The organism is Roseobacter sp. MED193, from assembly GCF_000152965.1.
Lineage (GTDB): Bacteria > Pseudomonadota > Alphaproteobacteria > Rhodobacterales > Rhodobacteraceae > Pseudophaeobacter.
In genome coordinates this window covers 173571-186971 of the sequence record NZ_CH902583.1, presented here as the reverse complement: position 1 = coordinate 186971, position 13401 = coordinate 173571, and the positions used below count along the sequence as shown (strand labels likewise).

General features: G+C 55.1%; 13 protein-coding genes. 5 read left to right on the top strand and 8 right to left on the bottom strand.

From position 1 onward, the window contains the following. Positions 1 to 44 precede the first annotated feature (44 nt). The 3 genes from MED193_RS22220 to MED193_RS03390 all read right to left on the bottom strand — a co-directional run bounded on the left by MED193_RS22220 (position 45) and on the right by MED193_RS03390 (position 2353). Positions 45 to 461: a hypothetical protein gene (locus tag MED193_RS22220; RefSeq protein ID WP_050757567.1), complete on the bottom strand. Its 417-nt coding sequence runs from the start codon at positions 459 to 461 to the stop codon at positions 45 to 47. An 83-nt stretch (positions 462 to 544) separates the two neighbouring features. Next, positions 545 to 1366 carry an FkbM family methyltransferase gene (locus MED193_RS22215; RefSeq protein WP_009808243.1) on the bottom strand — a complete coding sequence of 274 codons (822 nt, stop codon included), beginning with the start codon at positions 1364 to 1366 and terminating at the stop codon, positions 545 to 547. Positions 1367 to 1405: 39 nt separating this feature from the next. Then, complete coding sequence (locus MED193_RS03390) at positions 1406 to 2353, bottom strand: DUF808 domain-containing protein (RefSeq protein ID WP_009808242.1); 948 nt, start codon at positions 2351 to 2353, stop codon at positions 1406 to 1408. A gap of 242 nt (positions 2354 to 2595) precedes the next feature. Between MED193_RS03390 and gap the strand changes: the two genes are divergently transcribed. Together gap and MED193_RS03380 are read left to right on the top strand one after the other, a co-directional pair. Then, positions 2596 to 3597 carry a type I glyceraldehyde-3-phosphate dehydrogenase gene (gene gap, locus MED193_RS03385; RefSeq protein ID WP_039965816.1) on the top strand — a complete coding sequence of 334 codons (1002 nt, stop codon included), beginning with the start codon at positions 2596 to 2598 and terminating at the stop codon, positions 3595 to 3597. 115 nt (positions 3598 to 3712) lie between these two features. Beyond that, positions 3713 to 3856: a hypothetical protein gene (locus tag MED193_RS03380; RefSeq protein WP_009808240.1), complete on the top strand. Its 144-nt coding sequence runs from the start codon at positions 3713 to 3715 to the stop codon at positions 3854 to 3856. 101 nt (positions 3857 to 3957) lie between these two features. Here MED193_RS03380 and coaD read toward each other — a convergent pair whose 3' ends face one another. The 3 genes from coaD to MED193_RS03365 all read right to left on the bottom strand — a co-directional run bounded on the left by coaD (position 3958) and on the right by MED193_RS03365 (position 6072). Then, the gene (gene coaD, locus MED193_RS03375) at positions 3958 to 4455 is read right to left on the bottom strand and encodes a pantetheine-phosphate adenylyltransferase (protein ID WP_009808239.1); all 498 of its coding nucleotides are present in this window, start codon (positions 4453 to 4455) and stop codon (positions 3958 to 3960) included. 230 nt (positions 4456 to 4685) lie between these two features. After that, a complete protein-coding gene (locus MED193_RS03370; RefSeq protein WP_009808238.1) occupies positions 4686 to 5120 on the bottom strand; it encodes a CBS domain-containing protein in 435 nt (144 codons plus the stop codon). 55 nt (positions 5121 to 5175) lie between these two features. Beyond that, complete coding sequence (locus MED193_RS03365; RefSeq protein ID WP_039966606.1) at positions 5176 to 6072, bottom strand: LysR family transcriptional regulator; 897 nt, start codon at positions 6070 to 6072, stop codon at positions 5176 to 5178. Positions 6073 to 6240: 168 nt separating this feature from the next. On the opposite strand from MED193_RS03365, the gene MED193_RS03360 reads away from it, so the two are divergent. Next, positions 6241 to 7740 carry a CoA-acylating methylmalonate-semialdehyde dehydrogenase gene (locus tag MED193_RS03360; protein WP_009808236.1) on the top strand — a complete coding sequence of 500 codons (1500 nt, stop codon included), beginning with the start codon at positions 6241 to 6243 and terminating at the stop codon, positions 7738 to 7740. Between the two features lie 203 nt (positions 7741 to 7943). After that, positions 7944 to 8543, top strand: coding sequence for a L,D-transpeptidase (locus MED193_RS03355; protein ID WP_009808235.1), 600 nt, complete (start codon positions 7944 to 7946; stop codon positions 8541 to 8543). A 100-nt stretch (positions 8544 to 8643) separates the two neighbouring features. On the opposite strand, the gene MED193_RS03350 is transcribed toward MED193_RS03355, so the two are convergent. Next, positions 8644 to 10320 carry a UDP-N-acetylglucosamine-peptide N-acetylglucosaminyltransferase gene (locus MED193_RS03350; protein WP_157041261.1) on the bottom strand — a complete coding sequence of 559 codons (1677 nt, stop codon included), beginning with the start codon at positions 10318 to 10320 and terminating at the stop codon, positions 8644 to 8646. Between the two features lie 638 nt (positions 10321 to 10958). Between MED193_RS03350 and MED193_RS03345 the strand changes: the two genes are divergently transcribed. Continuing rightward, positions 10959 to 12386: a Hint domain-containing protein gene (locus MED193_RS03345; RefSeq protein ID WP_009808233.1), complete on the top strand. Its 1428-nt coding sequence runs from the start codon at positions 10959 to 10961 to the stop codon at positions 12384 to 12386. A 172-nt stretch (positions 12387 to 12558) separates the two neighbouring features. Here the strand turns inward: MED193_RS03345 and MED193_RS03340 are convergent, their stop codons facing one another. Next, positions 12559 to 13323: a DeoR/GlpR family DNA-binding transcription regulator gene (locus MED193_RS03340; RefSeq protein ID WP_039965814.1), complete on the bottom strand. Its 765-nt coding sequence runs from the start codon at positions 13321 to 13323 to the stop codon at positions 12559 to 12561. Positions 13324 to 13401: the final 78 nt, after the last annotated feature.

Here is a 13401-nt window from a genome sequence, read left to right as displayed (position 1 = left end):
CCCGCACATACGAGAACAAGAAAGGGCGCCGATGGCGCCCTTTATCATGTCTGCTCCTTCGCTTCGTGTAACGCAGCGAGAGCCTTTTGTGCATAGTCGACCCGAAGCTCATACTCCCCGCCTGCGATAATGAATTCTGGTGGTTCAATACGCATCGCGATAAAAGCCTGCCTCAAATGGGTACCGGACAAGGGAATATAGTCAGGGCTCTCTCCTGAAACCGCGTTGTACAAACGTCCCCCAAACCAGCTAGCACGGTCTGCAGCGGCTTTGGCCGTGGCCAGGCGAAAGTGCAAAAAGCCTTTCAATTGGTCTGCATCCAAAGGCACCAGGTCTGCGGCCTTGCTCAAAGCCGAAATCGGTGAGGCCGCGCCACCTAACACAGCTTCATTCACCCCAGTTTGGGTCGGCGAAGGTCCTGATAGAACCCGGATTATTGTTTTCCGGGGGTGGTTGGCCATCTTATGTCCATAAACCTAATTAGATAAGTAACACCCGTTTCCCCAGGCGGCATGATCAATAACGCCAGCTACAAGCCTGCAAATCATTTCGCAAATGGCGCCAAATCAAAGGTTTCGTGAACCATCAAGAAGTTCAACCCCTTCAGCAGATCCTGCCCCTGTTCCAGGCTCTGTTCAATGATCGCGCGTTCCACAGGGGTTTTGAGATCCTCAACCTTAAAGACCTGATAGCCCTGCGCGGCGAAGATATCAAAAACCCCCAGAAAGTCCTTGTTCAACTCGCCATCGGCGCGGTGGTCAGACAAACCGCTCTCGATCAGGAATACAGGCTTTTGGGCCGCGTCAAAGATACCCTTGGCGCCTTTCAGCACCTCCAGCTCGAATCCTTCGACATCAATGAGGAAGAAGCTGCGCCCCGTAAGGGCCGCAGGGGGGATCAGATCGTCGATGCGCCGGATATCGACCTTAAAGGACAGGCTCTTGGGATTGCGCGCCCAGCCCTGAACCAAAGAGGCCCCGGTGCCGACGCCAAAAATTTCGGCCTCTCCGGTCTCGCCGCCACAGGCATTGGCAAAAACAGTGACGTTGGGCTCGTAACCGTTCAGTTCCAGGTTCCTGCGCAACAACGCGACGTTGTCCGGAACCGGCTCGACCGCGATGGTAGGCAGGCCCATGCTTTGCGCTAGGCAAACATAGTAACCATAGTTAGCGCCAACATTCACAAAAAGATCCGCCTGGGACAGAAAGCTCTGGATCAGCTTGGTCTCTTCTTCCTCAAAACCACCGAACTGCATCACCTCGGGGCCGATGAATTTGAACCCTAAAGGCGTCTCAACGGCCGGACGCTTGTGAATGCGGCTCCCGCGCCGCGCCCGCAGCTTTCCTCTGACCCAGTCCAGCACCATCTGTCGTCTCCCAAAAATTCGTATTTTCGCGGTCGCCAATTAGGCTTTGGCGAAGACCCGCGTTGCAGCCAAGACTGCCGGTATCAGCAAAAACCCAAGTGCGACACCAAAAATGCCGTCCATGGTGGCCTTGGCGCTCCATTCCACGATGGCCGTCCAGCCGACGGGCACCATATGGCCAATTGCATAGGCCCAATCATGGATGTGATGGCCCAGCCAGCCAAAGCCCAGCACCTCAAGCCCGTGGATGACAATAGAGCCGCCAACCCAAAGCATCGCGGCAGTCCCCACGACCGACAAAATCCACATCAAGACAGGCATAAATTTCACTAATCCCCGGCCCAGGCCACGCCCCACAGGGGTTGGCGCGTTTTTGGCAAGGAATAGCCCCACATCGTCCATTTTGACGATCAGCGCCACCGAGCCATAGACCGCCACAGTCACCCCAATGCCCACGACCGCAAGCGTTGCCGCCTGCATCCAGACATTGGGCACCTCAATCGCGGCCAGCGCGATCGTCATGATCTCAGCTGAAAGAATAAAGTCCGTCTTGATAGCCCCCTTGATCTTTTGCTCTTCTAGGTGGCTGGGGTCCTTATCCTCCATATCTTCCTCGATCTCATGGCTGCCATGGGGAAACAGGACATGAAAGATCTTCTCGGCTCCTTCAAAACAAAGGTAACCGCCGCCCAGCATCAACAAGGGTGTGACCGCCCAGGGCGCAAAATTCGCCAGCAGCATCGCCACCGGCAAGAGCAGGATGATTTTGTTGAACAGCGAACCACGGGTGATGCGCCAGATGATCGGCAATTCACGGGCGGGGTCGAACCCCTGGATATATTTTGGCGTCACCGCCGCGTCGTCAATGATCACCCCAGCGGTTTTGGCCCCCGCCTTACCCGCCGCGGCCGCCACATCATCAACAGAGGCTGCCGCCACTTTGGCTATGCCTGCCACGTCATCCAGTAAAGCCAACAATCCGCTCATCGTAAACACCCTTAATCCCGGCAGTAATTTCCCTGCAACCTACCCTATCTGCGCGCTGTGACAAGCGTTAGCGCCACCGTGTCAAAGATGACGTTTCCCGTTAACGCCACCGGTAAAAACCGTTAACGCCACCGGTCTAGTTTTGCGCTAACATACTGTGTTTTCTTTATTATTGCCCCTTTAGCAGGAAACCAATGAGGTCTATACGCGACATCAAGATTGGCTCGCCTGGAGAAAAGCATATGACCATCAAAGTCGGGATTAACGGTTTTGGCCGCATTGGACGCTGCACCCTGTCACACATCGCCGCTTCTGGGCGCGATGATATCGAAGTCATCAAAGTCAACGCGACCGGGCCTCTGGACACTGCAGCCCACTTGATCAAATACGACTCCGTGCACGGACGTTTCCCAGGCGAAGTCACCACTGGCGAAGGTACTATGAACCTAGGGCGTGGTGATATGCAGATGTATTCGACCTATAAGATGGAAGAGCTGGACTGGTCCGGCTGTGACGTGGTTTTGGAATGCACCGGCAAATTCAACGATGGTGAAAAAGCCAAGGCACATCTGGAGCGCGGCGCCAAAAAGGTGCTGCTGTCAGCCCCTGGGAAAAACGTCGATAAGACCATCGTCTTTGGCGTCAATGACGGTGAGCTTGAAGCCTCGCACACCATGATCTCCAACGGATCCTGCACCACCAACTGTCTGGCGCCGCTGGCCAAGGTCCTAGATGAATCCTTTGGCATCGAACATGGCATCATGACCACAATTCATGCCTATACCGGTGATCAGCCAACACTCGACCGTCGCCACGACGATCTCTACCGAGCGCGCGCTGCGGCCATGTCGATGATCCCAACCTCCACAGGCGCGGCCAAGGCCCTGGGCGAGGTGCTGCCAAATCTGAAAGGCCGTTTGGATGGCTCTGCCATTCGTGTGCCAACACCCAATGTATCTGCTGTGGATCTCACTTTCCGCGCCAGCCGCGATGTGACTGCAGATCAGATCAACGCTGCGATGCAAGAAGCCGCTGCTGGCCCGATGAAAGGTGTATTGGGTTATGAGCCGGCCCCGCTGGTCTCGACCGATTTCAACCACTCTTCCGAGAGCTCGATCTTTGCCCCCGACCAAACCCGTGTGGTCGAAGATCGCATGGTGCGCGTTCTGGCCTGGTATGACAACGAGTGGGGCTTCTCCGTGCGTATGGCCGATGTGGCCGTTGCCATGGGCCGCCTGGGCTAAGCCCAGCCCGGCGCTGCCAGTGGCTCAAGCCTATTAGGCTAAGGGCAAGTCACTCTTGAGATTTTTCACCCGCTCAGGCATATCTGAGCGGGTGTTTTATGTTTGACGAGGCCCCATGACACCAAAAATTGCCACCTGGCTTGGCCTTCTCCTAATCTTTGGAGTTATCGCGGATGCCTTCCTCACGGGTGGGGACACGCTGTTGTTCTTGGCCAAAAAACTGTTTGAGTTGATCGATTGGGTCGCTTTCTGGCGCTAGTTTAGCGCCAAACTCCAGGCGTACTTGCTTCCCGGAACAAAAAAAGGCGCAGGCCCACTCAGCCCCACGCCTCCATTCTTAGCGTTTAATAAAGCTTTGCCTCAGCTCTTGCCAAGCCGTTTGCGCAGCTCCTCTAAGACCCGCGGCGTTACAAAGCTGGAGACATCCCCATCCAGCCGGGCAATTTCCTTGACCAATTTGGAGGCAATCGCCTGGTGGCGCGCCTCAGCCATCAAGAACACCGTCTCGACTGAGCTGTCCAACACGCGGTTCATTCCGACCATTTGATACTCATACTCAAAGTCAGCGACTGCCCGCAGTCCGCGCACGATGATCTGGGCCCCAACATCATGGGCACAATTGATCAGCAGGTTTTCAAAGGGATGCACAACAATTTCAGTACCGGTTTGCTCTGTCAGCTTCGCGCATTCGACCTCGATCATGGCGACGCGCTCTTCCAGAGAAAACATTGGTCCCTTATCGCGGTTGATCGCAACCCCGATGACCAATTTGTCCACCAGCGCACTGGCCCGGCGAATGATGTCGATATGACCCAAAGTGATCGGGTCAAATGTCCCGGGATACAAGCCGATACGCATAGGACTCTCCTGCCATGGTCCTGTTTCAAACTAAAATCTCGCGCAGACCAAACATCTTAACCCCTGCGGATGCAAGAGGGGGAAAATACGCAACTGCTTGTTCCCGCGCGTCATCTGGTCGCGCTCCCCTGATGATACAGAGCCAAAGGCCCTGCCCCTGTGGTTCTGGCGCGGATTTCCCGCGGTGACCAAGATGGCAAGACCTCCGTTGAACGGGCTTGGCTGCGGGATCAGTGCCCCATGATCATGCCTGCCAGCGCGTCTTTTTCCATGGCGATTTCGGCAAGCTGCGCCTTAACCACATCGCCCAGAGAGACCAAACCAACCATCTTCCCGTCTTCCACAACAGGCATGTGACGGAAGCGTCCCTCGGTCATCTGCTTCAGAACATCTTCCACATTGGACTGGCTGGAACAGGTCACCAGTTTGGTAGTCATATAGGCGCTCACGGGTTTTTGCAGACAGCCCGAACCACTGGTGCCCAGTTCCCGCACGATGTCACGCTCTGACAGGATGCCGTCAGCTGTTTGACCATCAGACGAGACCACCACCGTACCGATCCCCTTGTCCGAAAGCAGAGCTGCTGCATCGGCAACGGACGCATCTGGGGCCACGGTCACAACTGCGGCGCCCGCCTTGGACTTAAGAATCAATTGAACCAGCATATGCGCTCCTTTGGTAATTTTATTGCGTATTACCAAGCGTTGCCGCAACGCCGCGTCAAGTCAAGGCCTCCAGCCGCGCCACCTCATCGCGGATGCCCTTGGTCAGGGCGCGGGCAAAGCGGTTCAGCCGCTCGCTGCGCTGGTCCCCCTGATGGCGCACCAGATAGAAACTACGGGTGAGGCTGATCTTATCTGTTAGAACCTTGCGCAGCATCCGGTGCGCCGGTAGCGAAAAATCATGGGCGACACAAAGTGCCGTGCCCTGGGCCGCCAGTTTGATCTGCACCGAGACCGAATTGGAGGCCAGCGCCACCCGCTCAATCCCGAGATTGCTGATGTAATCCAGCTCCTGATCAAAGATCATATCCGGGATATAGCCGATCATTTTGTGGCCTTTGAGGTCTTCGAGCTTTTTGATCGGGGGGTGTTTGCGCAGATAGTGATGCGAGCCGACCATGTGCAGTTTGTAATCCGTCAGTTTCTGCACCAAGAGTTGCCCTGCGGTGGGGGCACTGACCGTCACTGCCATATCCGCCTCACGACGGCTGAGGTTTATCACCCGCGGCAAGGCAACGATCTGGATGTCCAAATCTGGGTGTTCCTCGCAGATTGCCGCACAGACCTGCGGTAGAATGTAATTGGCGCTGCCATCCGGCGCCCCAATGCGGATCTGCCCTGACAGGGTATCACTTGGTCCTGTCAAGGCCTCTGCCCCGGCACGCATGGCCTGTTCCGCCGCCTCCGCATGCACCAAAAGCCGGTCCCCTGCCGCGCTCAGCGCATAGCCCTGAGGGGATTTGACAAAAAGCGGGGTTTCTAATGCAGCTTCAAACCGGGCAATGCGCCGACCAACCGTGGCGGGATCCATTTTTAGGATACGCCCGGCGCCAGACAGGCTAGCCTCGCGGGCAACCGCCAAAAACACTTTCATATCATCCCATTGAGCATCCATCTGCGCGATCCCCTCAGTTTGATCCTGGGCTGTTCCCAGGGTGTTTCCAGGCCTTGCCGCCCGGTTAACCATTTGCGTTCCTGCAAATCCTCTTTGAAATCTTTCCCCTTTTCCACCTCTTTTTGCAAGACTAAGCTGTGGCCAACTGATCAAGAGGAGGTTTTTCCGATGCAAGAACTCACCCATTACATCAACGGCGAACACGTCAAAGGCACCTCGGGCCGTTTTTCTGACGTCTTCAATCCAGCCACTGGCGAAGTGCAGGCACAATGCCCACTGGCCAGCAAAGAAGAGATGGCACAGGCCGTCGCTGTGGCTGCCGCAGCTCAGCCTGCGTGGGAAAAAGTGAACCCCCAGCGCCGCGCCCGTGTGATGATGAAATTTGTCGACCTCTTGAACCGGGATATGGACAAGTTGGCCGAAGTGCTGTCGCGTGAGCACGGCAAGACTTTCCCCGACGCCAAAGGCGACATCCAGCGTGGTCTGGAAGTTGTAGAATACTGCATCGGCGCGCCGCAGATGCTGAAGGGTGAATTCACCGACAGCGCCGGCCCCGGCATCGACATGTATTCCATGCGTCAGGCCCTGGGTGTGACCGCGGGTATCACCCCGTTCAACTTCCCGGCGATGATCCCCATGTGGATGTTTGCCCCAGCAATTGCCTGCGGCAACGCCTTTATCCTCAAACCTTCCGAGCGTGACCCCTCGGTGCCTTTGATGCTGGCGGAACTGCTGGAAGAAGCGGGCCTGCCCAAGGGCATCATTCAGGTTGTGAACGGCGACAAAGAAGCTGTGGACGCGATCCTGTTTGACGACACCATCCAGTCGGTTGGTTTTGTGGGCTCGACCCCAATTGCTGAATACATCTACGGCACCGGCTGTGCCCAGGGTAAGCGCGTTCAGTGCTTTGGCGGCGCCAAGAACCACATGATCATCATGCCCGACGCCGACCTCGACCAGGCGGCTGACGCCCTGATCGGTGCAGGCTACGGCGCGGCAGGCGAACGCTGCATGGCGATTTCAGTTGCGGTTCCTGTTGGCAAAGAAACAGCGGACAAGCTGATCGAAAAGCTGATCCCCCGCGTTGAGAGCCTCAAGGTTGGCCCCTACACGGCTGGCGACGATGTCGACTATGGCCCAGTTGTGACTGCAGCTGCCAAGGCCAATATCGAACGCCTGGTTCAGACCGGTGTTGATCAGGGTGCGGATCTGGTTGTCGATGGCCGTGACTTCAGCCTGCAGGGCTATGAAGAGGGTTTCTTTGTTGGTCCGAGCCTGTTTGACAATGTCACCACTGACATGGACATCTACAAGCATGAGATCTTTGGCCCGGTTCTGTCCACCGTGCGCGCTGAAACCTATGAGGAAGCGCTGTCTTATGCGATGGATCACGAATATGGCAACGGTACAGCCATCTATACCCGCGATGGTGACACCGCGCGTGACTTTGCCAACCGGATCAACATCGGCATGATCGGCATCAACGTGCCAATTCCTGTGCCACTGGCCTATCACACCTTTGGTGGCTGGAAGAAATCTGCTTTTGGCGATTTGAACCAGCACGGTCCGGATGCGTTCAAATTCTACACACGCACCAAAACCATCACCTCGCGCTGGCCTTCGGGCATCCGTCAGGGTGGCGAATTCAACTTTAAAGCAATGGACTAACCCCTTGCTTAAATGACTAAAGAAAAGAGCCTCGAAGAAATTCGGGGCTCTTTTTTGTTTCTCCATTGAAGGGAACGGTTGAGGGGAACGGCGGCAAAAATCCGGTCAAAAACGCAAAAGTGATGCGCCCAGGTCTTTTCACACCCGCGTCCTATCCCATATGGGTAGACAGTCCCTCCCAAAAACCTCTGTGTGGCCCGAACATGTCTTCAAAACCTCTCCATCGCCGCGCCGCCCTTCTGGGGCTTGGTGCAACGCTTGCCACCCCTGCATTGCTGCGGGCACAATCGAGCGACGCCTTCCCGCAAAGCGAAGAGCCGATTTCGAACCAACCCTCCGTTCAGCGAAATATCTCGTCGTTTCGACAACAGAACTGGCAAGACCATTTTGATGACCTAGGCATGGGCTGTCTGCTGGCAGATGTAACGTCACGCGCCGTGCACTATTGGGGTGGGGACGGGGAAACCTATCGGCTCTATCCGTCTTCGGTTCCCATGTCAGAAGAGCTGACGAAGCGCGGCTACACCAAGGTGGTCCGTAAGGCGGAAAACCCGAGTTGGACGCCAACCCCGTCGATGCGCGAACGCGACCCTAGCCTGCCAACGCGGCTTCCTGGAGGCCCCGGCAATCCCCTGGGCACCCGCGCTATGTATCTAAGCTGGCCCGCCTATCTGGTGCATGGCACCCATGACACGCGAAAAATCGGGCGGCAGAGCTCATCTGGCTGTATCGGTCTGTATAATCAGCATGTTGAACAGCTATACCCGCTGGTCAAAGTGGGTACACAGGTGCGCATCCTTTAGGGATGCGACCAAGGATCAAAGTGTGGAGCAGTTTCACACGACGAATACGATTTGGTGTTGCTACACGCAGGCGGCAACACCTGGTCGGACCAGTGGCAGACTAGGTTGTTTGTCCCTGCTTGGCAGCAAATGTCTCATCTGGGGTCAAGGAGAGATGCCCTGGGGCTTTTCCAGATCTTTGACGTTCTACCGCCTTCTCCATCAGGTTCTCAAAATTCCGAATATAGGCTTCGGAGTCATATAGTGGAGTGGTCCATAGATTGTCTTTCAGGCGCTGTTTGATCTCTGCCAAGGCTTTGGGATCCTGTGCCAGCTTCAAGGCAAGATCATAGTAGTTTTCGGCGCTATCCGTAATCAAATCTTCGCAACCAATCGCGGTCAGGATGCTGGCAGCCACACGAGAGGCAAATTGATCCCCAGGTTTGGTGATCAGCGGCACGCCCGACCATAGGGTCTCGCTTGCCGTGGTATGCGCACAGCAATTAAACGTATCCAGGAACAAGTCAGCCTGAGGCAGGCGCGCCAAATGCGCTGTCGTGCTGACCCGCCCAGCAAAAAACAATCGCTCCGGGCCAATGCCCCTCGCCGCAGCTTCATCGATAAGGTTCTTTTGGACATAGTCATTTGCTGCCAGCAGCCAAAGGACACTGTCCGGAACCGCATGCAAGAGCCGCATCCATATGTCATATTCAACTGGCGTTACCTTGTAGGAGTTATTCAGGCTGCAAAAAACAAATTTGTCTTCGGGCAGGCCAAGCTCGGTCCTGGTTGGGATTGCATCGGGGTGTGAACGTGTGTTGTCGTTCACCTGATAGCAATCTGGCATGTACATGATTTTTTCGACGAAAAACCTGCGTTTATTGGCAGGGACAGTGACATTATCTGCAAGGAAATAGTCCATGGCAGAGATCCCAGTCGTCCCTGGGAAACCCAGATAAGAGACCTGAATTGGGGCCGCCCGGTGGCCAAAAATCACGGGCCGGCTGCCCTTGGTAAACCCTTTCATATCAACCGCAATATCAAGACCATCCGCACGCGCGCGTTCTGCCACTTCCTTGTCCGTCAGTGTCGCCACCGGAACATAGTGATCAGCGGCGTCCCGTACCTCACGCGCCTTGGCTGACTCTTCAGGCCTTTGCAAATCATAGAGGTAAACCTCAAATCGGTCACGATCATGGTTTTCAAAGAACTTTCCCAACAAAAACATCGTGGCGTGGCTATGGAAGTCTGAAGAGAAATACCCAATCCGGATTTTGTCGCCCGCAGTCCCTTTGGCAGGGAATTTCTCGTTCTTAAGAACATTTTTCTTCAACAATCGGTCCCGCTCAGCGAGGTTAACGCGATGCATGGCCGGATCATCCGTCACCGCCAACAGATTGAAAGGGTTTCCAAAAGACTTTCCGAGGTTCAGCGTCTTCAACATCTCCGGCAACTTTGGAAAAAAGCTCCAGTCGCTTTCTGCCATGCTGAGATGGATCAGATTGGAGATCGCCGCGAGGTTCTTTGGGTCTATCCCGAGGGCCGCCTGATAAAACCCGATCGCGTCATGGGGTTTGCCCCAGTTTTCAAGCGCATTGCCAATAGACACCAGAGTTTCGACGTTTTTGGGCTCAAGGGCCAGAGCAAGGCTGAGATACTTAATTGCCTCAATATGCTCCCCCTTCTTGACCAAATGGCTGGCCAAGAATTTGTAAAAACGAATATCTTTGGGAAACTGCTCTACGCCGCTCTTGGCCAATAGACCAACCTGGGCGCTCTCATTGTTCACCTCGGCCATGAGGACCTGCTTGTACAAAAGGTCCGCTTCAAGGGATTCAGCTGAGCCCTTCGCGGGGGTAAAAACGCTATTTCCGGACTGCTTTCCCTGATTTTTTTTAAGGCCCGGTAAACCTGCGCCCCCGGTATGGCCCAGAAAAGTTTGAGCTCCCCCCAGTGCGGTTCTGCCACGCGCATTTTTACCAAAGTCAATCGAGAAGGAATTGTTACCCAATTTGGTACCTCATGTTGATCTGTGTTCGTGCAGGGGTTGAATTCATAGCGCAAGAGAAGTGGCATAATAGTAGGCAGAACGAAGTTAACCCCCCATTACTATGCAAGGTCGTCACGAAGAAATTGACACCGCTCTTTGGTCCGCTTTGGAACTTTATCTGATTGGATCTAGGGTGCCGTCAGGAGGCACGTGACTCACAAAGGTGGTTAGAGAGCAGACTAGCGCGCTGCCGCTTGCACAAATCACATGTTATCCGGCGAAATCGAACGCCTCTCTCACAGCCTGCCATAATTCGGCTGCGTTTCTGCCACTGTGATCCCTTTCTGGGCGGTCATAAAGGTCGATGAAACTGCAGATCATACGATTGTTGTCGCCATTACGGACAATATCGCGTCGATAGCATCCATGTGAAAGAAGCTTGGGCCATGCCTACTGTCGAAATTATTCAGCTTGATGAGGATCCGCACGAAAGTGCCTTTAACGTTCGCACAGATACCTCCTCTCGCGGGGTCGATTTAGATGGCGCCCAAATCACTGCAACCTACGCTGACGGCACAACAGAAACGCTGACCTGGCAGGCGTTGGACCCTTACACCAATGGTGGGGCGACGGGCGAAAATATTGATATGTTTTTTGGCTACAGCTGGCATGAGCTGTCGACTACAAAACTGCTCACCTCGCTTCAGATCGATCTGGCCCCGGCCGATTCCGTCTTTGATACCACCTTTGCCATGGACGACGATCCCCTTGGCGGCTCCACACCGACCTCCAAGAATGGCTTTCCTTTCAAAGTGGCCCCCAAACACGAAGACATGTCTGGGAACATTACCGCCACCTATACCGGAATTGTGAATCTGTCCGGGAGCGAGGCTGTCGGGGACCTCTATACCACCATGATCGTCGATTTCTCTGGCCTCCCAGAGGGCGGTTTGCTCGGGGATTTGGTGTGGAATTCTGACATCGACACCCTGGAAGGGCCGCTTGAGCCCCAATTGCACGCAGTCAATGATGTCTTTCAGATTTCCGGCGACGGTTCCGAGCTCCTGAACGTTCTCGATAATGATCTCCACGGCGACGGCAGTGGCCTGACGATCACCCATATCGCAGGTCAGGCCGTTTCACCCGGCGGGATGGTGACGCTGGAGAGCGGGGAGGTCGTGACCCTGAATGCAGATGGCACGCTCACCATTGTGAACGACAGTGCCGCGTCTGAAACCAACACGTTTTCCTACACGGTCATCGATGATAAGGGAAACACTGACGTCGGATCAGTGCAGATCGAAACCGTTGTGGGGACTCCACCGTGTTTTGTGGCAGGCACACAGATCGATACCGGGCACGGTACTGTGGCCGTCGAAGATCTTGAAGTCGGAACCGAGATCATGACCCGAGATCATGGCCTGCAACCCCTACGCTGGATTGGCTTTAGCACCCGCCTGGCAACAGGACGAAGTGCACCGGTGGTCTTTGCAGAAAATGCACTTGGCGATCATAGTGCTATTGCCGTATCGCAAAACCACCGGGTTTTGATTTCTTCTGATCTGGCAGAATTGTTATTTGGACAATCAGAGGTCTTGGTCAAGGCGAAGTATCTTGTGAACGATACAACGATCCGACTGCGGGCGGATGGCCAGTTGGTCACCTACGTACATCTCTTGTTTGACGCGCATGAAATTCTCTGTGGCAATGGGCTGGAGAGTGAGAGCTATCATCCGGGCGCTGAAACACTGGAGGCTTTCGATGTGGACACGCGGAATGAGGTTTTGGAACTTATGACCAATCTTGATGGCTATGGCCCCACCGCGCGTATGACCCTGAAGTCCTACGAAAGCCAAATGCTGTTCTCAAGCTGACACCCCCTAGACCGGGTATTGCTCTCCTTCCCCCCAGGGCGACATGATCCAACCCACAGGAAAGACGGCATATTCCGCCCCTCCCTGGCCATCTGCGTCGCATGTGATGTCTGGTTGATTGGCGTCAGGACTGCAGAAATCAAGTGATCGTATCTGCCAAAGAAGGCTAAAGTCATACCTGGATAACATGGCAGTTGTTTCGTGCACAGTTTTCCATAACAAACGATGACAGCTTTGCGCCACTCACGATGACATCCACGTCCCAAACATGGCCCGCCTGACAGGCCAACTCCAATCCGTTCTTCGTGCTGTCCATGACCAGAATGCGCTTCTTGCCACAGGTCGCGATGGCCTTGCGGGCAGTGATTTCATCAACGTTATAGTCCATCACCTGCCCCGCCTTTGACAAGCCACCGCAGCTGAACAGCGCAAAATCAACGCGGTGGTTTGCAAAGAATTCGAGCGCATGCCCGCCGATCACATCGAGGTCACGCATCCTGACGGTTCCGCCCGCCAATTCAACCGCGACACCCGGGGCTTGCTGCACGGCGCAAACCGCGTGGATGCTGTTGGACACGACCCAAAGATCCTTATGTGAGGCGAGAAATCGCGCGCAGGTCTCGACAGTTGTGCCTGTCCCCAATGCCACCCGCGCGCCGTCAGGGATCAGGTTCTTGACGGCCCGGGCTATGCGCTGCTTTTCCTGTCGCGCTATGCCTTCGCGGGGCAGATAGCCGATGTTTTCGTTCGGCTTGCGTAGCCGTACCTTACCGCTGCGACGTTGAACGAGACCGGCCTCATCCAGAACGCGCAGATCTGCACGTATCGTTTGAACCGAGACGGCAAGTTCAGCCGAAAGCTCGACCGCAGAAAGTACTCCGATTTCAGACAATCGCGTAATGATCTCTTCTCTTCGCTGGGTCACATCCCGTCGCACGTTGGTATCCTTCGAAAAACTGCGAACGCCGCGAGATTAGGAAGACACCTTAAGCTTCGCAATATAAATAAATTTTTC